The 20,988-nt window shown below is 72.3% G+C and carries 23 protein-coding genes and 1 pseudogene; 15 read left to right on the forward strand and 9 right to left on the reverse strand.

Features of this window, described 5'->3' with window-relative positions; all coding sequences use genetic code 11:
* The gene (locus HNR21_RS08875; protein WP_182704814.1) at positions 1–1,191 is read left to right on the forward strand and encodes an ABC transporter ATP-binding protein; all 1,191 of its coding nucleotides are present in this window, start codon (positions 1–3) and stop codon (positions 1,189–1,191) included.
* On the opposite strand, the gene HNR21_RS08880 is transcribed toward HNR21_RS08875, so the two are convergent.
* A complete protein-coding gene (locus HNR21_RS08880; protein ID WP_182704815.1) occupies positions 1,188–2,240 on the reverse strand; it encodes a rod shape-determining protein in 1,053 nt (350 codons plus the stop codon). The two genes, HNR21_RS08875 and HNR21_RS08880, sit on opposite strands and share 4 nt — an antisense overlap.
* Positions 2,241–2,445: 205 nt before the next feature.
* Positions 2,446–3,456, reverse strand: a complete 1,011-nt coding sequence (locus tag HNR21_RS08885) for an effector-associated domain 2-containing protein (RefSeq protein ID WP_182704816.1) — start codon at positions 3,454–3,456, stop codon at positions 2,446–2,448.
* 454 nt (positions 3,457–3,910) lie between these two features.
* Between HNR21_RS08885 and HNR21_RS08890 the strand changes: the two genes are divergently transcribed.
* Complete coding sequence (locus HNR21_RS08890) at positions 3,911–5,656, forward strand: ABC transporter ATP-binding protein (RefSeq protein WP_182704817.1); 1,746 nt, start codon at positions 3,911–3,913, stop codon at positions 5,654–5,656.
* 33 nt (positions 5,657–5,689) lie between these two features.
* Here the strand turns inward: HNR21_RS08890 and HNR21_RS08895 are convergent, their stop codons facing one another.
* The 3 genes from HNR21_RS08895 to HNR21_RS08905 form a co-directional block, all read right to left on the reverse strand.
* Positions 5,690–6,655: a hypothetical protein gene (locus HNR21_RS08895; RefSeq protein WP_182704818.1), complete on the reverse strand. Its 966-nt coding sequence runs from the start codon at positions 6,653–6,655 to the stop codon at positions 5,690–5,692.
* Positions 6,652–7,911 (reverse strand): hypothetical protein, encoded by a 1,260-nt coding sequence (locus tag HNR21_RS08900; RefSeq protein WP_182704819.1) that lies wholly within the window; start codon positions 7,909–7,911, stop codon positions 6,652–6,654. Before HNR21_RS08900 ends, HNR21_RS08895 begins: the two co-directional genes overlap by 4 nt.
* A 194-nt stretch (positions 7,912–8,105) precedes the next feature.
* Complete coding sequence (locus HNR21_RS08905; RefSeq protein WP_220500096.1) at positions 8,106–8,753, reverse strand: Crp/Fnr family transcriptional regulator; 648 nt, start codon at positions 8,751–8,753, stop codon at positions 8,106–8,108.
* 135 nt (positions 8,754–8,888) lie between these two features.
* Here HNR21_RS08905 and HNR21_RS08910 point away from each other — a divergent pair, with 135 nt between their 5' ends.
* From HNR21_RS08910 to HNR21_RS08950, 10 genes and pseudogenes are all read left to right on the forward strand, one after another.
* Complete coding sequence (locus tag HNR21_RS08910) at positions 8,889–9,242, forward strand: DUF488 domain-containing protein (RefSeq protein WP_182704820.1); 354 nt, start codon at positions 8,889–8,891, stop codon at positions 9,240–9,242.
* 70 nt (positions 9,243–9,312) lie between these two features.
* Positions 9,313–9,441, forward strand: a complete 129-nt coding sequence (locus tag HNR21_RS35930) for a hypothetical protein (RefSeq protein ID WP_281402031.1) — start codon at positions 9,313–9,315, stop codon at positions 9,439–9,441.
* Positions 9,442–9,490: 49 nt separating this feature from the next.
* A pseudogene (locus tag HNR21_RS08915) lies at positions 9,491–9,652 on the forward strand (IS200/IS605 family transposase); the annotation flags it as partial.
* A gap of 9 nt (positions 9,653–9,661) precedes the next feature.
* Positions 9,662–10,855, forward strand: coding sequence for an RNA-guided endonuclease InsQ/TnpB family protein (locus tag HNR21_RS08920; protein ID WP_182708550.1), 1,194 nt, complete (start codon positions 9,662–9,664; stop codon positions 10,853–10,855).
* Positions 10,852–11,202, forward strand: a complete 351-nt coding sequence (locus HNR21_RS08925) for a hypothetical protein (RefSeq protein ID WP_233358894.1) — start codon at positions 10,852–10,854, stop codon at positions 11,200–11,202. Before HNR21_RS08920 ends, HNR21_RS08925 begins: the two co-directional genes overlap by 4 nt.
* A gap of 49 nt (positions 11,203–11,251) precedes the next feature.
* Positions 11,252–12,496, forward strand: coding sequence for an acyl-CoA dehydrogenase family protein (locus HNR21_RS08930; protein WP_182704821.1), 1,245 nt, complete (start codon positions 11,252–11,254; stop codon positions 12,494–12,496).
* A 70-nt stretch (positions 12,497–12,566) separates the two neighbouring features.
* On the forward strand, positions 12,567–14,930 hold the full coding sequence (locus HNR21_RS08935; RefSeq protein WP_182704822.1) for a DUF4132 domain-containing protein: 2,364 nt from the start codon (positions 12,567–12,569) through the stop codon (positions 14,928–14,930).
* Positions 14,923–15,294, forward strand: coding sequence for a hypothetical protein (locus HNR21_RS08940; RefSeq protein ID WP_182704823.1), 372 nt, complete (start codon positions 14,923–14,925; stop codon positions 15,292–15,294). Before HNR21_RS08935 ends, HNR21_RS08940 begins: the two co-directional genes overlap by 8 nt.
* A gap of 313 nt (positions 15,295–15,607) precedes the next feature.
* Positions 15,608–16,036, forward strand: a complete 429-nt coding sequence (locus HNR21_RS08945) for a YbaB/EbfC family nucleoid-associated protein (RefSeq protein WP_182704824.1) — start codon at positions 15,608–15,610, stop codon at positions 16,034–16,036.
* A gap of 6 nt (positions 16,037–16,042) precedes the next feature.
* Positions 16,043–16,552 (forward strand): hypothetical protein, encoded by a 510-nt coding sequence (locus tag HNR21_RS08950; protein ID WP_182704825.1) that lies wholly within the window; start codon positions 16,043–16,045, stop codon positions 16,550–16,552.
* Positions 16,553–16,561: 9 nt separating this feature from the next.
* On the opposite strand, the gene HNR21_RS08955 is transcribed toward HNR21_RS08950, so the two are convergent.
* Genes HNR21_RS08955 through HNR21_RS08965 form a run of 3 tightly spaced genes read right to left on the reverse strand, consistent with a single transcriptional unit; the run spans position 16,562 to position 18,561 of the window.
* Positions 16,562–17,086: a hypothetical protein gene (locus tag HNR21_RS08955; protein WP_182704826.1), complete on the reverse strand. Its 525-nt coding sequence runs from the start codon at positions 17,084–17,086 to the stop codon at positions 16,562–16,564.
* On the reverse strand, positions 17,083–18,075 hold the full coding sequence (locus HNR21_RS08960; RefSeq protein WP_182704827.1) for a hypothetical protein: 993 nt from the start codon (positions 18,073–18,075) through the stop codon (positions 17,083–17,085). The genes HNR21_RS08955 and HNR21_RS08960 overlap by 4 nt, the downstream gene beginning before the upstream one ends.
* 30 nt (positions 18,076–18,105) lie before the next feature.
* Entirely contained in the window at positions 18,106–18,561 is a 456-nt protein-coding gene (locus HNR21_RS08965; protein WP_182704828.1) for a hypothetical protein, read from the reverse strand.
* Between the two features lie 205 nt (positions 18,562–18,766).
* On the opposite strand from HNR21_RS08965, the gene HNR21_RS08970 reads away from it, so the two are divergent.
* Both HNR21_RS08970 and HNR21_RS08975 read left to right on the forward strand, forming a co-directional pair.
* Positions 18,767–19,588, forward strand: coding sequence for a metallophosphoesterase family protein (locus tag HNR21_RS08970; protein ID WP_182704829.1), 822 nt, complete (start codon positions 18,767–18,769; stop codon positions 19,586–19,588).
* 237 nt (positions 19,589–19,825) lie between these two features.
* Positions 19,826–20,254 (forward strand): DUF6234 family protein, encoded by a 429-nt coding sequence (locus tag HNR21_RS08975; RefSeq protein ID WP_182704830.1) that lies wholly within the window; start codon positions 19,826–19,828, stop codon positions 20,252–20,254.
* 9 nt (positions 20,255–20,263) lie between these two features.
* Here HNR21_RS08975 and HNR21_RS08980 read toward each other — a convergent pair whose 3' ends face one another.
* The gene (locus HNR21_RS08980; RefSeq protein ID WP_182704831.1) at positions 20,264–20,443 is read right to left on the reverse strand and encodes a TetR/AcrR family transcriptional regulator C-terminal domain-containing protein; all 180 of its coding nucleotides are present in this window, start codon (positions 20,441–20,443) and stop codon (positions 20,264–20,266) included.
* Positions 20,444–20,516: 73 nt separating this feature from the next.
* Between HNR21_RS08980 and HNR21_RS08985 the strand changes: the two genes are divergently transcribed.
* Positions 20,517–20,966, forward strand: coding sequence for a hypothetical protein (locus tag HNR21_RS08985; RefSeq protein ID WP_182704832.1), 450 nt, complete (start codon positions 20,517–20,519; stop codon positions 20,964–20,966).
* Positions 20,967–20,988: the final 22 nt, after the last annotated feature.

Below are 20,988 nucleotides of genomic sequence, written 5' to 3' on the forward strand. Positions count from 1 at the left end.
GTGGCCGAGATCGTGCTGGACAAGGTGACCAAGCGGTACGGCGACACGGTGGCCGTGGCCGACTTCAGCCTGCGCATCGCCGACGGGGAGTTCGTCATCCTGGTCGGCCCGTCGGGCTCGGGCAAGTCCACCGTGCTGAACATGATCGCCGGGCTGGAGGACATCACCGAGGGCGAACTGCGGATCGACGGCGAGCGGGTCAACGAGCGCGCCCCCCGCGACCGCGACATCGCGATGATCTTCCAGTCGTACGCGCTGTACCCGCACATGACCGTGGCGCAGAACATCGGGTTCCCGCTCAAGCTGGCCCGGATGGACAGGGCGGCGATCGAGGAGAAGGTCGAGCACGCCGCCCGGCTGCTGGGGCTGACCCCGTACCTGGACCGCAAGCCGTCCCAGCTGTCGGGCGGGCAGCGGCAGCGGGTGGCGATGGGCCGGGCGATCGTGCGCAGCCCCAGGGCGTTCCTGATGGACGAGCCGCTGTCCAACCTGGACGCCAAGCTGCGGGTGCAGATGCGCACCACCATCTCCCGGCTGCAGAAGGACCTGGGCACCACCACCGTCTACGTCACCCACGACCAGGTGGAGGCGATGACGCTGGGCGACCGGATCGTGATCATGCGGGACGGGGTGGTGCAGCAGGTCGGCACGCCACAGCAGCTCTACGACCACCCGCGCAACCTGTTCGTGGCCGGGTTCATCGGGTCGCCGCCGATGAACTTCCTGTCCGGCGAGCTGACCATCGACGGGATCCGCACGCCGCTGGGGATGATCCCGCTGGGGTCGCGGATGCCGCGCAACGCGCTGGAGCCGCGCCGGGTGATCGTGGGGATCCGGCCGGAGGCGTTCGAGGACGCCGAGCTGGTGCGCGGCCGGGAGCCAGGGGCCTTCTACACCGGCACCGTGGACATCCTGGAGTCGCTGGGCGCGGAGAAGATCGCCTTCTTCGACCTGGGCGCCGCCGAGACGGCCCGCTCGGAGCATCTGGAGGCGCTGTCGCGGGACCGGGGCACCCAGGACATGGCCGAGAGCGTGCAGCTCGCCGCCCGGATCGACCCCAGGTCGGCCGCCGCCGAGGGCCGTCCGCTCAAGGTCTGGTTCTCCCCGGAGTCGCTCCACCTGTTCGACCCCGACAGCGGCGCCAGCCTGACCGAACGGCCCGACCGGACGAGCGGCCGGGTGGCCGGCTAGAGGCTGCGGGGGGCGGCCAGGAAGCCCTGCCGCCGGTCGCGCCGGGGCTCGCGGCGGGGCCGGAACGCCGGCACCCCGGCCAGGCAGGCGGCGCAGCCCAGCACCACCGCCGACGCCGGGTCCTCGGCCACCCGGGCGGGCAGCCCGGTGCGCTCGGACAGCAGGTCCGGCAGGCCGGTGAGCCGCGCGCCGCCGCCGGTCAGCACCATGCCGCCGTCCGTCAGGTCGACGACCATCTCGGCCGGGCAGCGCTCCAGCAGCGAGCGGATCGCCCCCACCAGGGTGCGCAGCGGGGACTCGACCGCCGCGCCGATCTCGGCGGCGGTCAGCACGACGGGCCGGGGCACCCCGGTGTCGGGGTCGCGGCCGTGCACCAGCACGTGGTCGTGCCACTCGGCGGCCCCGATCCGCCGCTTGACCCCGGCGGCGGTGTCCAGGCCGATCAGCACGCCCCGCTCGCGCCGCGCGTAGTCCACGATCGCCCGGTCCAGGTCCTGCCCGCCCACCCGCACCGTCCGGGCGACGACGACCATGCCCAGCGACAGCACCGCCATGTCGGTCGTCACCGCGCCCACGTCCATCATCAGCACGGCGGGCGGCTCGTCCAGCCGGACCCCCGCGCCCAGCGCGGCGGCCAGCGGGGTCGGCACCATGGTCAGCGACCGGGCCCCCGCGCTGCCGGCCACGTACGCCAGCGCGTGCTGCTGCACGTCGGTGATCTCGCTGGGCACCGCCACCGCCATCCGCGGGCTGGTCATGTACCGGCGGCGGTGGGCGCGGCGCAGCAGGTGCCGCAGCAGCCGCCGCGCGGTCCCCACCTCGTCCGGCACCCCGCCCTCGAACGGCCACACGAACCGGACGCCCAGCGGCACCTGCGCGCGCAGGTCCATCGCCTCGTCGCCGACCGCCAGGCATCTGCCGGTGGCGTCGTCCAGCGCCAGCAGGGACGGCGTGACGGCCACCACCCCCCGCCCCCGGACGTGCACCCGGGCGGTGCGGCTGCCCAGGTCGACGGCGGTGTCCCGGCACGGGAAATCGCGCAGCGGCATGGCACTCCCTTCCGGACGCGGGCGTGGCGGGATGCGCGGAACGTCCCGCACGCACGGATTCAGGAGGTCGATGCCGGCCGGTGCATCGGTGACCGCTACCTACCCGGACGTCCTGTGCCCATCGCCAAGACGCGGAAAAGAACGCCTCTTCGGTCGGCCGGGCATACAGACGGCAAAACGGTCGGGGACCGGGCGGACGGGCGGGTCAGCCGTCCTCGCCGATCCGCGCGATCGCCTCCTGCAGCGCCATCACCTGCGGGGTCGGCCCCGCGAACGCGCGCACGTAGAGCAGCAGCCGGGGCAGCCCGCCGGGATACTCCGCGCAGGTCCGGACGATCGACATGCCGTCCATGTGGGGCTGCGGGCGCCGGGCGATCCGGATGCGGATCTCCCGCGGCAGCGACTCCACCACCTGGCTCCGGCCTTCGGGGGTCACCATCAGCGGGATGTCCAGCAGCCGGTCCACCACCTCGAACAGCCCCCGCACCGTGGGCTCGACGTACCAGTCCGGCGGCAGCGGGGACTCGTGGGACGGCGCCGGGGCGGCCGGCTCGGGGACCACGGCGTCCGGGGTCGCGGGGAGCGCGGAACCCGGCGCGACCTGCCTGGGCCGCCCGCACAGCCGCAGCCAGCCGGTGGTCTCGGTCCCCTTGTTGCTCACCGGGAGCGGCCGGAACAGGTCGGGGTCGATGAGGTCGTGGGCGTCACGGATCACCTCGTCGTGGAGGGCCTGGGAGACCAGCACGCCCAGCAGGGCGTCCGACTCGCGCAGCTCGGTCTTGAACTGCGGGGCGTCCAGCAGCCGGAACGCGTGGTCGACGTCGGCTCCGACGAGGCCCTGGGCGTCGGCCTTGGCCCGCCCGAGGTGCAGCGCGACCCGCAGCCGGATCCGGGCGACCTCGGAGGCCAGGTCGTCGTACCTCTGCAGCCGCCCGCGCAGCCGGTCGATCAGCGGATGCACCAGCAGCGCCGGGTCCAGGTGCGGCGGCAGCACCACCAGCACGCCGTCGCCGCGGTCCTCGTGGTAGCAGGACTCCGGCGGCAGCCCGGACCGCTCGAAGCTCTCCTGCAGCATCCCGTACAGCTCGGTCCGGATGCGCTCGCGGGCGTGCTCGGGGCGCGCCCGGTCGGTGAAGCCCGCCACGTCGCACACGAACAGCGCGCACTTGCCCGCGGGCCGCCATCCGTCCCGCCCGCCGAACGCACCGCTTTCCATGATCGCCGGGCTCCTCTCGGGCCGCCGGACACAGATGACCCTCCCATTACAGACCATCGGTGCGGAACGGAACTGTGGCACCGGGCGCAATGTGCCGGGCCGGACCGCCGTGCCGGAGCGGGCGCCACATCTTTGTTCCGCCATGGCGCGTTCAACCGGAGGAATGGCGCGCTTTGCCGAACTGTTGCCGTTCCGCTGTGTCCGGGAAAGTGTTTTCCGGGTGGCTCGCGGTGGTTTCCGCATGCGCTGGACAAGGCCCGCCGAGGTGGCGAAACTCGCTGGTGCCAGTCGCTGCGGGGCCTGCTCGACCTGGTCGGGCAGGACCTGCTCGCATGCAGGACACGAGCGTTTCCGGTGATGTTCGCGAGGGCCGATGGAAAGGATTTCATGAAGCATCGCAGAACCTCCGTTCAGGTGCCCCGATGAAGCCGCGGACCGATATGACCGCCGCGCGATGCACGCCGGTCTGCTGAGCCTGGTCGCCCGGCATCGCGGCCCGGTGGCGGCCGGGGCGGTCCTGACGCTGGCGGCGTCCGCGTTCGGCCTGGCGCAGCCGCTGCTGGTCCGCCGGGTGATCGAGGACGCCGGAACGGGCCGGACCGCCTGGGGCGCGCTCGCCGCGCTGGTCGCGCTGTTCCTGGCGCAGGCGCTGGCGGCGGGCCTGCGCCGGTACACGCTGGCGTGCACCGGGGAGGGCGTGGTGCTGGCCGTCCGGGAGGCGCTGGCCGAGCACCTGCTGCGGCTGCGGATGCCGGTGTACGACCGGCACCGCACCGGCGACCTGATCGCCCGGGCGGCCACCGACGCCGCGGCGCTGCGCCGGATGGTCGCCACCGGGTTCACCGACCTGGTCGCCGGGGCGATCGGGCTGGCCGGGGCGGTGGCGCTGATGATCTGGCTGGACCGGGTGCTGTTCGCGATGGTCGCGGCGATGGTCGCGGCGGCCGTGACGGTGCCGGCCGGGGCGCTGCGCGCGATGCGCACGCTGTCCCTGCACGGCCGGCAGGCCACCGGCGAGATGGCCGCCGACCTGGAGCGGGCGCTCGGCGCGATCCGCACCGTCCGGGCGGCGCGGGCCGAGGGCCGGGAGGCCGCGCGGATCGCCCGCCGGGCGCGGGCCGCCCGTGCCGCCGGGGTGCGGGCGGCCCGGCTCGACGCCGTGGCGGGGCCCGCCGGGGAACTGGCGGTCACCGGCTCGTTCCTGCTGGTGGTGCTGGTCGGCGGGGCGCGGGTCGCGGCGGGCGACGCCTCGGTGGCGGACCTGGTGGCGTTCCTGATGTACGTGGTGTTCCTGGCCGGGCCGCTGGGGTCGCTGTTCGAGGCGGTCAGCGTCGTCCAGCAGGGGTCGGGGGCGCTGCGGCGGGTCGGCGAGGCGCTGTCGTGGCCGCGCGAGCCGGACGGCGACGGGGTGCCGCCGCAGGCGCGGCCCGCCGAGGGCCCGGTGCTGCTGGAGTTCCGCGACGTGTGGTTCGGGTACGCGCCGGACCGGCCGGTGCTGCGCGGGGTGTCGCTGCAGATCCCCCGGCGCGGCCACGTGGCCCTGGTCGGCCCGTCCGGCGCGGGCAAGTCCACGGTGTTCGCGCTGATCGAGCGGTTCTACGAGCCGGACCGGGGCCGGATCCTGTTCGAGGGCGCCGACCTGCGGGAGCTGGACCGCTCCGCCTACCGGTCGGCGATCGGGCTGGTCGAGCAGGACTGCCCGATCATGTACGGCACGCTGCGCGACAACCTCGCCTACGCGGTGCCCCGGGCCGGGGACGCCGAACTGGAGCGGGTGATCGAGCTGGCCGGGCTGTCCCGGCTGGTGGAGCGGCTGCCGCGGGGGCTGGACACCCCGGTCGGGGAGCGCGGCGCGGCCCTGTCGGGCGGCGAACGCCGGCGGATCGCGATCGCCCGCGCCCTGCTGGCCCGCCCGGCGCTGCTGCTGCTGGACGAGCCGTCCTCCCGGCTCGACGCCGGCGACGAGGACCTGCTGCGCCGCACCGTCGCCCGGCTCGCCGGCGAGTGCGCCGTGGTGGTCATCGGCCACCGCTCCGGCGGCGTGCGGGACGCCGACCTGATCGTCGTGCTCGACGACGGCCGCGTCACCGCCACCGGCGTCCACGAGGAACTCCTGGAGACCAGCCCCCGCTACCGGGATCTGGCGGGAGCGGAGCGCGCCCGGACGGCCGGTCCCGGCGGGGTGGTCCACCCGGTGTGACCGCCGGACGGACCGCCCCGCCGCCTCGCGGGGTCACACCCCGACGAAGGAGGTGCCGCCGTTCTTGTCGCGCAGGACGCGGCGGATCGAGTTGATGGTCTGCTGGATGCCGGAGTCCTGCAGGTGGGCCTGGTTCTCGGGGTTCTTCTTGTCGGAGATGCCGACGGTCACCGAGGTGTTCCCGCCGCTGGACACCCCGACGGTGAACTGCCGCAGCACCACGTCGGCGAAGCGGACCGCGTCCTCGTCCTCCCGCGCGCGGGCCCGGTTCTCGCGCTCCTGCTCGCGCTCCTTGTCCTTGTCGTCCATGTCGGTGCGGCGCAGCTTGTAGTCGTCCGGCGCCGGGACCGTCACCGTCGAGACCGACACGACGTGGGCGTACTGGTACTCCTGGGTCTGCTCCAGGAACAGCCCGCCGGTCAGCAGGTTCAGCTCGCTGCGGTAGAGCGCCAGGTGGTGGTGGGTGGGGCAGATGACCATGACCTCGTACCGCTGGAACCGCCAGATGCCGTCCCGGCCCACGGTGTAGCCGCTGTCCGGCGACGGCCCGTACACCACGATCGGGCGCTTGGCCGGGGGCATGGCGGACGCCTTGCTGCGGCTCAGCGCGTTCACCGGGTCCCAGTTGTGGCCGGCGGTCTCCAGGTCGTCGGGGGTCAGGCCGAGCGACTCCATCGCCTTCTGCTCGATCTTCAGCAGGTCGGTGGCGAGCAGGTCGTCCATCTCCCGGTCGGTCGGCTTGGGCTCGGCCTTCTCGTACGCCTTGTCGTACTCGTGCTTGCCCAGGCCGCCCTTCACCCCGAGGTAGGCGGCCCCGCCGAACAGCAGGACGGCCAGGAACGGGCTGGCGGCCAGCATGATCAGCCCCAGCAGGGCGGCGCCCCCCGCGCCGCCCAGCATGGCCTGCGCCACGCGCAGGTCACGGATGTCGGGGGTCTTGTTGAAGTACTTCTCGACGCGCTTCTTGCGCCTGGTCGCGGTGCGGTCGACCGTGGTCACCTCGGGGTGTTCCTTCCTGATCGTGCCGCGAGGAGCTGCCACACGTGGTTCTCCGCGGCGGTGATGTGCCGGACGATCTCCGCGGCCGCCTGCGGCGGCAGCGTGTTCACGTGATCGACCAGCTCGGCGGGCACCCTGGTGCGGTGCCGCCACGACTGCTGCCGGTCCTCGATCACCAGCAGCCACAGGGCCATCGCCTCGGGGAGCCCGTGCCTGGCCCCCTCCAGCAGCCCGATGACCTGGTCGAGAACGGACCAGGAGTGCAGATGGGGGCGCTTGCCGTCCAGCAGCGCCAGGGCCCGCCGGAACCGCAGGGCCGGGTCGTCGGGCGCGGTCTCCATGGCCGAGGCCAGGTGCGTGCGGGCGGTGGCGTAGTTGCCGGCGTCCAGCGCCCGGCGGCCCAGGCCCTCGTGGTCGACCGGCGGCGGCGCCTCGTGGTAGTCGCCGAAGACGACGCGCTCGGCGCGCTGGCGGCCGATGCGGATGCCGCCGTACTGGGCGCCCTCGGGCGGGCTCGCGGGCTCGGCCGGTCGCGGCGGGGGCGGCTGCGGGGGAGCCTGCGGCGCGCCGCCGGGACCGCCGCCCACCGGCCCGCCTCCGGGACCCGGGCCGGGACCCGGGCCGGGGTCGGGGCCGGGGCCGGGGGCGCCGGGCCGCCAGCCGGACGCGGTCAGCGCCGCCGGGACGTGGACGTACGCGGTCTGGTGGAAGTCCTTGTCCGGGAGGTCCACGGTGACCTCGTGGAACTGCTCCGGCCGCAGCCCGCCGAGCCCGGAGCGGACCACCCGGTCGAACACGGTGGCGGAGACGATCAGGGCCAGGCCGGACGGCGACGCGTCCAGGGCGTCGCGCACCGGCCGGGCGTTCAGCAGCCGGTTGAGGACCACCAGCGCGGGCCCGGGGGAGCCGAGCGGACCCGAGAGCGAGACGTCCAGGTGCACCGCCATCCGCAGCCCGATGCGCCGTTCGGGGGTGTGGCCGTCGTTGTGGTCGGCCAGCAGGGGCACCAGTTCGAGCACCAGCCGCCGGACCACGGCGATCAGGTCGGTGCCCGGCGGCAGCTCGGCGATCTCCCCGTCGCCGCCGGGCTGGCGCTCCCACATCGACCGGTCCAGCCCGGCCGCCGCGGCGGCCTCGCCGAGCAGCCGGTCGAGGTCCTGTTGCATAAGCAGTTGCTGCTGGGTCGTACGGGCGCTGTAACGCTTGATGTCCACTCCGAGGACGCACCGCTCGACGAGCGGGGGAACCGGCGGCATGGGGCCTCCAGGGGCAGGCTGCGTCGGGGCGATGCACGCCGGATCGCCGTGCAGGATCGCCCGAATTGGGTTCGGCAATTACCGGCGGTCCGAATTGTCCGCGCCGGTGCGGCCAGTCTGCGCGGCGCCGATCGGGCCCCGTATCCGAAAATGGACACAGCGCCGCCGGTTATCGGTTCGTTACGGGAAAACGGTCATTCCACGGACAGGGCGCACAGCCGGGGCATGTCCACGACGACGATCCGGCCGCGCCGGGTGCTGATCAGCCCGGCGTCCCGGAACTCCGCCAGCATGCTGGCCACCGACGAGCGCTTCAGGCCGACCGCCTCGCCGAACTCGGCCTGGGTCAGCCCGATGTCGACCGGCCCCGCCCCGGCCACCGCCGGCACCGCCAGCCGCACCAGCGCCCGGTGCACCCGCTGCCTGGCCGGCAGGGTGGTTAGTTCCAGCCGCAGCTGCTCGCTCTCCCGGAGCCGCCGCAGCGTGTGCCGGACCAGCACGTCCTCGACGTTCAGCAGCCGCAGCGTCTGCAGGAAGACCGGCACCGGCACCACCCGCACCCGGCACGGGTCGATCGCGGTGACCGACGCCGACCGCGTGGCGCCGTCCAGCATCGCGATCTCGCCCAGCACCTCGCCGGGCCCGCGCACCGCCAGGACGATCGCCCGCCCGTCCCGGTCCACCAGCGTGATCTTCACCCGTCCGGAAAGCAGCACCACGACGTGGTCGGCGGTCTCCCCCTGACGGAGCAGGATCCGCCCCGGATCGGCGTTCTGCGCGATTCCCAGCCGGCAGAACTCGTCCCACACCCCGGTCGGCAGCTCGGCTGCGAGACCCCTCATGGACACATGCTGAGCAGTGCCGCTATCGGCCGCAAGCGAATACCGTGAAAATGGCCGCATGTCCCATTTTCTTGATCACGGAAATTCCTTTTCGGGCGCCGACGTTCGTCCCGGCCCGCCGGGTATCCCAAGGGGATGATCGAGATTCGCCGGGTGTACGACCCGCCGCCGGACGAGGGCGCGGTGTTCCTCGTGGACCGCGTGTGGCCGCGCGGCAGGCGCAAGGAGGACCTGCGCGTCGACGGCTGGCTGCGCGACGCGGCCCCGTCGGCGGAGCTGCGCCGGTGGTTCGGGCACCGTCCCGAACGGTTCGCCGAGTTCGCCGAACGCTACCGCCGTGAGCTCGACGCCCGCCCCGACGCCCTGCGCCCGCTGCTGGAGGCCGCCCGCAGGGGCCCGGTCACGCTGCTGTACTCCGCCAAGGACACCGAGCACAACCAGGCCGTCGTCCTCCGCGACCATCTGCACGCCCTGCTGGACCGAGGCTGATCCGCCCGATGTCCCGAAATCGGAGGACATGCGCTGCTAGCGTGCCGCCCGGGGACGGGGGAGGTACGGGGTGGCGCCGATCAGATGGCGGGACCGGTTCCGGTACTGGTTCGACAACACCATGTCCAGGGGGACCCCGGCGCTGATCGGCTGGCTGGGACTGGCCTCCACAGGTCTTGACCCGTTCCTGTGCTGGTGACGCGTATGCAGGTGTATGGTCACGGATTGTGAAATCAATGGTGCGGGTGAAGCTGGTGAAGCCCATCAAGGGCCGATCCTCCCGCGTGCTGCGCGAGGAGTTTCCGCACCTGAAGTCGCAGCTTCCGACGCTGTGGACGAACTCCTCCTTCGTGGCCACGGTCGGTGGCGCACCGCTTTCCGAGGTCAAGCGCTATGTCGAGCAGCAGAAGAGCTGGCAGATGCTAACCGGCCGCCGCTATCTGCTGGCGTTCACCCCCGGGCAGGAGACCTTCGCTGAACTGGTCGGCGACGCCTGCCGCATGGTGTGGAACACCGGGCTGGAGCAGCGCCGCGCTTACCGGCGGCGTGGGGCGTTCATCGGCTACGTGGAGCAGGCCCGGCAGATGGCCGAGGCCAAGAAGGACTTCCCGTGGCTGGCCGAGGCGCCCTCGCACACGCTTCAGCAGACGCTTCGTGACTTGGAGAAAGCCTGTAAGACGCACGGCACTTTCAAGGTCCGCTGGCGCTCGAAGCGGAAGAACGCGCCATCGTTCCGCTTCCCCGACCCCAAGCACATCGCCGTGGAGCGCGTCTCCCGGCGGTGGGGCCGGGTGAGACTGCCCAAGCTTGGCTGGGTCCGCTTCCGCTGGACACGCCCCCTCGGCGGCATGGTGCGCAACGTGACTGTGCTCAAGGATGGCGGGCGCTGGTACATCTCGTTCTGCGTCGAAGACGGCCTGGCCGAGTCCACGCCGAACGGGAAACCGCCGGTCGGCGTGGACCGCGGCGTCGCGGTTGCGGTGGCCACCTCCGACGGGTGGATGCGTGACCGCGAGTTCGTCACCCTCGGTGAGGCCGTACGGCTCAAGCGGCTCCAGCAGCAACTCGCCCGGCAGCGGAAGGGTTCGGCGCGGCGCTCCGCCACCAAGGCGAAGATCGGCAGGCTGAACGCCCGCGTAAGGGCACGGCGCACCGACTTCGTGGCGTGGACGGCGAACCGGCTGACCCGTGACCACGGGCTGGTGGTGGTCGAAGACCTGAAGGTCAAGAACATGACGGCCAGCGCCAAAGGCACCCTTGAACAGCCTGGGTCCCGCGTCCGTCAGAAAGCCGGGCTCAACCGGTCGATTCTGGCGAAGGGCTGGGGCGGGCTGCTGGCAGCTCTTGAGCACAAGGCCCGCTGCAACGGCTCCCGCATCGTGCGGGTGCCGCCCGCGTACACGTCGCAGACCTGCGCTGCCTGCGGGCATTGCGCCCCGGACAACCGTGAGAGCCAAGCGGTGTTCCGATGTCGCGCCTGCGGGCACCAGGCCAACGCCGACGTCAACGCGGCCAAGAACATCCTCGCCGCCGGGCTGGCGGTGACAGGGCGTGGAGACCTCGCCGCTGGGCGGTCTGCGAAGCGCCAACCACCCGAGACCGAGGCCGTGTGAACGCGCCTCAGCCACGGGAATCCCCCGGCTTCAGCCGTGGGGAGGAAGTCAAGCTCACTCAGCTCAGCGAGAACGAGCACCTGTACGACGTGTTCTTCGACCTGCTCGACCCGGCGGGCTCGGAGATCTACCTCAAGCCCGCCGCCGACTACCTGCGCCCGGGGGCGCGGGCCGACTTCGCCACCGTGATCGAGGCGGCGCGGCGGCGCGGGGAGACCGCGATCGGCTACCGGCGGCGGGACCGGTTCCACCTGCCGCCGGACTACGGGGTGGTGCTCAACCCGGACAAGGCGGCCGAGCTGACCCTGTCGGCCGACGACCGGGTCATCGTGATCGCCGAGGACTGAAGGCGTAGGCTGCCTGTAAGCGTTCGCTTGCGTCGCCGAGGAGCAGCCCGTGGACCACGCCACCCCGCCCGAGATCGCCCGCCTGCTGGCCGACATCGACGCGTTCATCGCCGAGCGGATCAGGCCGCTGGAGGACGCCGACGACAACATCCGGTTCTTCGACCACCGGCGCGAGTGGGCCCGCACCGACTTCGAGAACGGCGGGCTGCCCCGTCCCGAGTGGGAGGAACTGCTCGCCGAGGCCCGCCGCCGCGCCGACGCCGCCGGGTTCTACCGGTACGCCCTGCCCAAGGAGCTCGGCGGGAGCGACGGCACCAACCTCGGCATGGCCCACATCCGCGAGCACCTGGCCCACCAGGGGCTCGGCCTGCACAACGACCTGCAGGACGAGTCGAGCATCGTCGGCAACTTCCCCGTCGTGCAGCTGATGTGGAAGTTCGGGACCCCGGAGCAGAAGGAGGAGTTCTGCGAGCCGCAGATCACCGGGGAGCGCGCGGTGGCGTTCGGCCTCACCGAACCCGGCCACGGCAGCGACGCGACCTGGCTGGAGACCACCGCCGTACGGGACGGCGGCGACTGGATCGTCAACGGGGCCAAGCGGTTCAACACCGGGATGCACCGCGCCACCCACGACCTGGTGTTCGCCCGCACGTCGGGGCGGCAGGGGGAGGCCCGCGGGATCACGGCGTTCCTGGTGCCGACCGACGCGCCGGGCGTGCACATTCCCTTCTACTGGTGGACGTTCAACATGCCCACCGACCATGCCGAGGTGGAGTTCCGCGACGTGCGGGTGCCGGGGTCGGCGATCGTCGGCGAGGAGGGCATGGGCCTGGCCGTCGCGCAGACGTTCGTCCACGAGAACCGCATCCGGCAGGCCGCCTCCGGGGTCGGCGTCGCGCAGTACTGCATCGACGAGAGCGTCGCCTACGCCCGTGAGCGCATCGCCTTCGGCAGGCCGCTGGCCGAACGGCAGGCCGTCCAGTGGCCGCTGGTGGAGTTGCACACCGAGGCGGAGATGCTGCGCACCCTGGTCCGCAAAACCGCCGCCGACCTCGACGCCCGCCACCACATGGACGTCAGCGACAAGGTCTCCATGTGCAACTACCGGGCCAACCGGCTCGCCTGCCAGGCCGCCGACCAGGCCATGCAGGTGCACGGCGGGCTCGGCTACACCCGGCACAAGCCGTTCGAGCACATCTACCGGCACCACCGCCGGTACCGCATCACCGAGGGGTCGGAGGAGATCCAGATGCGCCGGGTGGCCGGCCATCTGTTCGGCTACATCGGTCGTTAGACTGCCGCGGTGCTCCGCTTCGTCCTGATCGCACCGGTGAGATGTCGGTGGGGCCTGCCATGATCGGCCCATGTCGTACATCGCCGACGATGTCGCGCTGTCGCCCCTGGCGGCGCGGATGGCCGCCGAGCTGGCCAGGGCGCAGGGGCCCTACCCGGAGCCGGAGCTGCGGGACGCCTCGCGGCTGACCGACGAGGAGCTGGGGGCGCTGCTGCCCGCCGCCTACGCGGCGGCGAACCTCTCCATGCGGTGGATCGTCGAGGGCGCGGCGGGCGAACGGCAGCCGAGGTTCACGCCGGGGGCGTGCCTGAAGATGTTCGACGCGCTCGTGGACGGGCTGCCGCGCCGGCGATGGGCGGACCTGGACGAAGGGGTGGGGGCGCTGCTGCGGTGCACCGGGCCGTGGCCGGACGGTCTGGCGGAACGGGCGGCGACCCTGGTCCGGGCCATGCTCGAGCTGGGCAGGGAGCTGGGGACGCACCGGCTGCTGGCGGTGGCCCGGCTGGCGGGGCCGGAGACGTACGCCGAGGTCGCGGCGGGTTTCGCGGCCGACGGGGAGATCGCGCGCGCCGAGCTGGATCTGCTGCTGCCGTGGGAGGTGCGAGAGCTGGCCGCGTTCTCCGAGGTCGGGGCGTACCGGCGGCACCGTTCCGTCGCCATGCCGGTGCCGCCCGAGGCATGGGACCGGGTGGCCGACGCGGGGTACGCGGAGTTCGCCCGGCGGGCCCTGGCGGCGGCGGAGGCGCGGGTGGCCGCCGTCCAGGCGGGCGAGGTGCCGTACCGGGCCGACAAGGCGTTCACCTCCGACGAGGTCGAGACGCTGGGGCGGGCGGCGCGGACGGCGCTGCGGCGGGACGAGCCGTGGCTGCCCGACCTGCTGGACCGGCTGCTGCGCGGCGTGGTGGTCGCGCCGGAACAGAACGCGCGGACCCTGCCCTCGCAGGCGCTGCTGTTCGAGATCACCCGGGCGGTGGAGGCGTTCCCGACGCCCGAGGCGGTGGCGTCGCTGCGCGCGGTGCGGCGGACGGTGCGGCACAAGGGGGTGCCCAAGCAGCTCGACCGGATGCTCAAGCGGGTGGACGCCGCCCTGGCCGAACGCACCGAGGTGGCGTTGCGGATGCCCGATCTGGGGTTCGCGGCGGACGGGACGCTGCGGACGCCGGTGGGCGACTGCACGGCGGTCGTCACGGTCGGCGAGGAGGACGCGGTGCTCGGCTGGCACGGCCCGGACGGCAGGCCGCGGCGTTCGGTGCCCGCCCCGGTGCGGCGGGAGCACGGCGACACCGTCAAGGAGCTGCGGAACCTGGTCAAACAGGTCCGCGCCCACCTGACCACGCTGGTGCGGGCCCTGGAGGGCGGCTTCCCCGTCGAGGCGGCCCAGCCGTACGGCCGGTGGCGGGACGGGCTGGTCCGCCATCCCCTCGCCGGGACCACGGTCCGGCGGCTGATCTGGGAGATCGAGGTGGAGCCGGGGCTGTGGCGCGCGGTGCTGCCCTCCGATGACGGCCTGCTCGACTCGTCGGGCGCCGTGGTGGCCGAGCCGGACGAGGACGCGGCGGTCCGGCTGTGGCATCCGATCCGTTCCGGCGCCGGCGAGATCGCGCGGTGGCGTGACCTGATCGTCGAACGGGGGGTACGGCAGCCGTTCAAGCAGGCGTTCCGCGAGGTCTACCGGCTCACCCCGGCCGAGGAGGAGGCGGGGACGCACTCCGAACGGTTCGCCGCGCACCTGGTGCACTACCGGCGGATGTTCGCGCTGCTGCGCGCCCGGGGCTGGAAGAGCGACCTGCTCGGCCCGTGGGACGGCGGATCCGAGGACGAGGCGGAGCGGGTGCTGGCCGGGGAGTGGCGGGCCGCCTTCCGGCACATCCATGTGGACGAGGACGTCGCCTCCACCGACCGGGTCCGCTTCGCCCGCCGCACCGACGCCGGATGGCGGAACGTGCCGCTGGCCGAGGTGCCGCCGCTGGTGTTCAGCGAGGCCATGCGCGACGTCGATCTCTTCGTCGGGGTGACCTCGCTGGCCGCCGACCCGGACTGGGCGCGGCGGCGCGAGGATCCGTACTGGGAGTACCGCCTCGGCAACGCGTTCGGCGAGCTCACCCCCTCCGCCGAGGCCCGCCGTGAGGCGCTGGCCCGGATCCTTCCGCGCACCCGGATCGCCGACCGCTGCGAGCTGACCGACCGCTTCCTGGTGGTCCGCGGCGACCTGCGCACCTACCGGATCCACCTGGGCTCGGCCAACATCCTGATGGACCCGGACGGCGCCTACCTGTGCGTCGTCCCGGCCCGCTCCGGCCCCGCCGTCCACCTCCCCTTCCAGGAGGACCGGCTGTCCCTGATCCTCAGCAAGGCGTTCCTGCTGGCCGCCGACACCGGGATCACCGACGAGTCCATCCGCGGCCAGATCGCCCTGGGGCTCCCCGTTGCCTGATGTCACCTTCCGCGACGAGACCGCGACCGGCCGCCGCACCGACGCCTTCCAGGTGGCCGGTCTCCCCGGCCGCATGACCCTCCGGGAGCTGATCCGCCTGCGCGTCCGCGAGGAGGTGGCCCGTCACAACGCCGATCCCTCCCGCGCCTTCACCGGCCTGGTCCGGCCCCGGGACACCGGCCCGGGCACCCGGCGGTTCGTCGACTGGGAGAAGCAGGCCGACCTGGCCGAGCGGGCCTTCGAGTCCAACGGCTTCTTCGTCCTGTCCGCCGACCGCCAACTGGAGGACCTCGACGAGGAAGTCGACCTCACCACCGACCCCGAACTCACCTTCATCAAGCTCGTCCCCCTGGTCGGCGGCTGATCGCAACCGGCTCCGAACCCCGCATCGCCGCGGCTGGCGCGTGCACTGCGGGCGGCACCGAAAAGGGCGCTGCACGGAGGCGGCGTGCTTGTCCCGGCATCCCGGAGCATGCTTTTCGATGCCCCTCGGGGGTGCGCCTCGCCGAAAGAGGGCCAGGTGTTTCCTCCGTACCGTTCGATGTGCCCGGCCAATGCCGTCGAGGTCGAATGCCCGTTTTCCGGTTCGCTGGACGAGAATGTGTCCGGTCTGGCTACACTGGCCGGGCTGTTCGCTGTATGACGCCTTTGCGGCGCGGCCGATCGGGCGAGGTGACGTGATCGATTTCGATCCCGAAGAGATACTGCGGGCCTCCGAGCGTTATGCCGAAAAGGTCCGCCGGGCGGCCGACGAGATGGACGACCTCGTCGGCCGGGCGGAGTCGGAGGACGGCAGGATCCGGGTGGAGTGGACCGACGAGCAGGGAGTGGCGAAACTCGAGATCGATCCGCGCGCCCTGCGCATGGCCTCCACCGAACTGGCCGACGTGATCGCGGCGACGATCGGGCGGGCCCGCGCCGACCTGGCCGCCAAGGCCGACATGATCGCCGCGGAGATCTTCGGGCCGGACGGCGATCCGGAGGCCATGGTGGACGACGCCGAGACGATCCAGGCCCAGATCGACGACTTCCAGGCCGCCTTCAACGGCACCCTGCAGGACACCAGCCGGATCCTCGACTCCCTGAACAGGTTCCTCGGAAAGTAGGTCGGCATGTTCGGCACCACGCGGCTGGTGGTCGGCGAGAAGGCGATCACCGACGACGAGGGCGTCCGGCTGGCCGAGATCCGCCGCCCGGAGGCGTCGCTCCGCCGGCTGCTCACCAGCGCCCGGGACGGCCTGCGGATCGTCGCGCCCGACGAGACGCTGCTGTGGCGGATGGAACTGCCCGACGGGCCGGAACTGAAGTCGCTGTGGGTGGAGGACGCCGCGGGCGCCCGGATCGGCGACGTCAGACGCCGCCGACGGTGGAATCCGCTGGGCGCCGCCAGGTACGACATCGTCCGGGACGGCACCGCGATCGGCACGGCGGCATGCGGCTCCCTGGGCGATTCCGTCGCGGTGACGACGGCCTCGGGAGACGAGGCCGGGACGGCGCGCCGGCAGAGCGACGGCGCCTGGTTCGCCGAGGTCCGGCCAGGGCTCGGCGACGAGTGGACCGTGCTGCTCGTGGCGCTGGCCATCGGGCTCGAGGAGGTCCGCGCAGTGCAGTTCTCCGGCTGAGGACGCCGCTCAGCCGCGGCTGCGGTTGCGCCACTCGCCGAGCCGATGGGCCTGCACGAACGCACGGACCCGCTGGACCTCGTCGAGGGACATGCAGCCGGAATCCTCCCCGACCATGGCCAGGTGAAGACGGCCGGGTTCGCGCCGGAGACCGCTGAGGACCCTGGGGAGCTCCGGGAGCCCGGCGGGGTCGTACCACAGCGACAGTTCGACGATGTCGCGGCCCTGCCGCAGCAGCCCGATCCCCTCGATCGCCTCCGGCGGAAGGATCTCCTGCCGGTCCCCGTGGGAGTGGACCAGCCCCTGGGGAGTGAGCCGCAGCGAGCCGGCGCCGTACCGCCACAGCCCCACGACGGCGACCAGCCCGGCGACGAGCAGGAGCGCGCCCAGCACCAGCAGGACGATGCCGTACCACTCGCCGAGCACCAGGCCCGCGCCGAGCGCGACGGCTCCCGCCAGGAGCATTCCGGCCGCGATGACCGGTGCGTTCGTCCCGTCGTCATGCAGCACGATCTGCTGCGCGTCCGGTGTCACGACGGCTCCGTCGGCAGTGCGTTGGTGCGCTTGACGTAGTCGTCCCCGTACTCGGTGGGCTTGGTCCACGGGGAGGTGAAGGTGGGGGTGCCCTGCATGACGTCGCCGACGCCCTTGATGCCGGGCAGCGGGCTGATGTAGGGGCGGATGTCCTTGGGGATGTTGGCGGTCGGCAGCTTCCACTTGCCGAGCCCGAAGCCGCCGATGTGCTTGCCGGCCATCAACTGGGCGGTGAGCTTCTGCTCGAGGAGCGCGATCCGGCCCTTGATCACGTCGTCGGCGCTCTTGACGGTGGCCTCGGCGAAGTCCGGGAACGCCTGGGTGTTGCCGGTGAGCATCTGCGCCAGCACGTCGACGGCCATTCCCCCGGCCAGGAACGCCGCGGCGCCGTCGCCCGTCTTCGTCAGCGCGCGCTCGGCCTTCTTGAGCGTCATGTACAGCTTCCCGGCGACGATCTTGGCCTTGATCTTGGTGGTGCGCAGCAGGATCTTGAGCTTCAGGTTGAAGGCCTTGACGGGCGGATACGGGATGAACCGCGTGGCGAGTTCCAGGATCGTCAGGATGATGATGAACGCGGCGAGCAGCGCGAGGATGGTGGCGAACGCGGCCATCATGATGATGAAGGCCGCGATGAGCAGCGCCATGGTCTTGAGGATCAGGTGGACGCCGAGCGCGAAGGAGTAGGAGACCCGGATCTGGTTCTGGTAGTCGCTGAGGACCTTCTCGAAGGCGTCCCGGTCCTTCCCCGACCAGTCGCGCTCGGACAGCGTCCGCAGCTGTGCGGTGATCTCCTTGTCGGCCGCCACCAGACGCTGTTTGACCTGGTAGTAGTCCTCGGCGGCGTCCCAGAGCTGACCCGGATTGGCCTGCGCGCAGTAGATGATGGCCACCATCGGCCAGGCGTTGGGGATGATCACGGCGGCCGCGGCCGCCTCGTAGTAGGCGACCTTGGCGACCATCTCCAGATGGTGCAGGGCGTTCTCGGACAAGGGATCTCTCGTTCCGTTCCGGGTCCTCGGTTACTTCACGGTGCTGCGCCGCTCGGCCTCGCGCAGGATCTTCGCGGTCTCCTTGAGCTTGCCGTCGACGTCGGTGAGCACCCGCTGCTTGGTGACCAGGTCGACGTCCACGTACTCGGTGGCCTGCACGTAGGCGTGGGCGAGCGCGGCGCAGAACGTGGTGAAGCAGCTCGCCTCGACCTGACGCGGGGAGGCGTTGATGTGCTTGCGGGCCGCCGTGAGCTCCGTGCCCACCTTGGTGATCAGCTTCGGGCCGAACGCCTCGATGGCCCCGGCGTCGAACTCCACGCCGCCGCCCGCGGCGGTCACCGGCACGTTGTTGCCGAAGGGCGATGTGGGGAGCGCGGGGCGCATGGTCGGGGTCGACGGCGAGGGGCCGCCGCCTCCTCCCGGGGGGACCGACGGCCCGGGCTGGGGGCCGTTCAGCAACTGGTCGATGCGGTTCGGGGGAGTCATGGCTTCCGGTCTCGTCTGGGTGCGGGCGACACACACCGTCTATCCCATCCGGGGATGGTGCCGTAGGGGATGTCCCAATGTGGCCATTTCGCGCCGGCGTCTTCGGTGATCACGCCGTTCCGCTGTCAACGATTGCCGGTTATGAGCGGCCGGGGCGCTGGTTAGCCTGCGGGAGGGCGCCGTCGTGTACGGATGGGGTGAGCACATGGCCGAGTTGCTGGCGACCAGTGATCTGCATGTCGGGCATCCGGAGAACCGGGCGCTGGTGGAGGAGGTCGGGCCGCGGTCGGCGGACGACTGGTTGATCGTCGCCGGGGACGTGGGAGAGCGGATCGCCGACATCGAGTGGGCGCTGCGCACGCTGGCGGGCCGGTTCGCCAAGGTGTTCTGGGTGCCGGGCAACCACGAGCTGTGGACGCCGCCCGGTGAGGAGGACGGGCCGCGGGGCGTGGAGCGCTACCGGCATCTGGTGGACATGTGCCGCAGCATGGGCATCGTCACGCCGGAGGATCCGTACGAGGTGTGGGAGGGGCCGGGCGGGCCGGTGACGATCGCCCCGATGTTCCTGCTGTACGACTACACGTTCCGGCCGGAGGGGGCGACCACCAAGGAGGAGGGCCTGGCGATCGCCTACGAGAGGGGCATCGTCTGCACCGACGAGAGGTTCCTGCACCCGGACCCGTACCCGAGCCGCGAGGCATGGTGCGAGGCCAGGCTCGCCGAGACCCGCAAGCGCCTGGAGGACCGCCCCGCCGGCGTCCAGACCGTCCTGGTCAACCACTGGCCCCTGACCCGCGACCCCACCCGCGTCCTGTGGTATCCCGAGTTCGCCCAGTGGTGCGGCACCGTCCACACCGACGACTGGCACGTCCGCTATGACGCCAAGGTGGTCGTCTACGGCCACCTCCACATCCCCCGGACGATCGAACGCGACGGCGTCCCCTTCGTGGAGGTCTCCCTCGGCTATCCCCGCGAATGGAAGCCCCGAGGCACCCCGCCGGTGCTGCGCCCGGTCTTCCCGGACTGAACGGTCACCGCGGCGACAGGCCGTCCAGCCCGCTCGGCCCGCACCCTCGGCCTCGGCCGGGTCTGGGCGCGCCTCCCCCCTGGTCCGCCGCTTCCCGATCCTGAAGCAGGTCCCCCGAACGAGCCCCCTCCCGGCTGGTGCCCCGGCCCGGGAGGGGCCCGCACATGTCGTGTACTCAGTGCGGGTGAGTAGCGGTGCTCATGCGGGCGGCTCCGGGCAGGGCTGATATTGGCCGGTATGAGCATGAGCCCTGTGGACGAGGACCGGATCGGCCTGGGGGCCGACATCGGGGCGGCCTGCTGCCTGGCCGTTGCCGAGGTCGTCGCCCTGATCATGATCGCGGGCCACTACGTGGTCTCCGGGTGGAGTTTCGACCCCGCCGAGCCCGGCCGGTACGGACCCGTCTGGGGCCACCTGGCGATGGTCGCCGTGGTCGGTGCTCTGGCGGTGTACGTGGCCCGGCGGGCCGCACGGGCGGGCGCCAGGGTGACCGCATGGGGGCAGGGGCTCATGGCCGGGTTCGCGGCCATGGTGGTCGTCGTCGGTGCGCTGGTCCAGGTGGACCATGACACCGGGGAGCGTCCCGAGCCCGAGCAGAGGCCCACCGGGGTGGTGGGGTGCCGCAGCGGCGGCGACAGTGACGAGTGCGCGAGGTTCGGCGGGTGACCTGCGCCGTCACGGGCGGAGGCGGGCGGCCATGCCGTCGAGGAGGTACTCCAGGCCCAGGGCGAAGGTGGTGTCCCAGTCGGTGGCCTCCATGTGCCCGTGCGCGGCGAGGGTGGGGTAGTGGTCGGCGGCCGACCGGATGTGGGCGGTGATCGCCTGGAGGGTCTCGGGGTCCTCCTGGTGCGCCATCGCCAAGACGGTGTTGCGACCGGTCTTCACATGAAGTGTTGCACTAGTGCATCAATAGTGTTGTACTGCTGCCATGAAGGTATTCCCGTTCAGCACCCTCGCCCGCGAACGCAATGAGGTGTTCGCCGAGCTGGACGCCACCGACGTGCTGCTGGAACGCCGCGACGCCGAGAACGTCTGGCTGGTGCGTGACGAGCGTTACCAGGCGGCCCGCAGCGCCCTGCTGACCCTGGCCCGCTCGATGAGCATCGTCGCCCGTGCGAACCGGGCGCTCGCCGAGGAGGCGCTCGCCGAGGATCTGCCCTGGCTCACCTGGCTGCCCGAGCAGGAACGCCTGCAGTGCGTGCGCGAACTCCTCGCCCACCTCCTCGCCGGCGCCGACACCGGTGAACTGCTGCCCTATGCCCGCGCCCGCCGTTCGTGGACGTCCACCGCTCTGGCGTGGAGTGACCCGGAGACCGTCCGTGTGCTGTCCGACCCGTTCGACGGCACCGGCGGCCGGCCCATCGACGACATGCCATGACGGGCCGCGGTGAGGAGATCCG

The sequence above is a fragment of the Thermomonospora cellulosilytica genome, assembly GCF_014138835.1.
GTDB lineage: Bacteria > Actinomycetota > Actinomycetes > Streptosporangiales > Streptosporangiaceae > Thermomonospora > Thermomonospora amylolytica.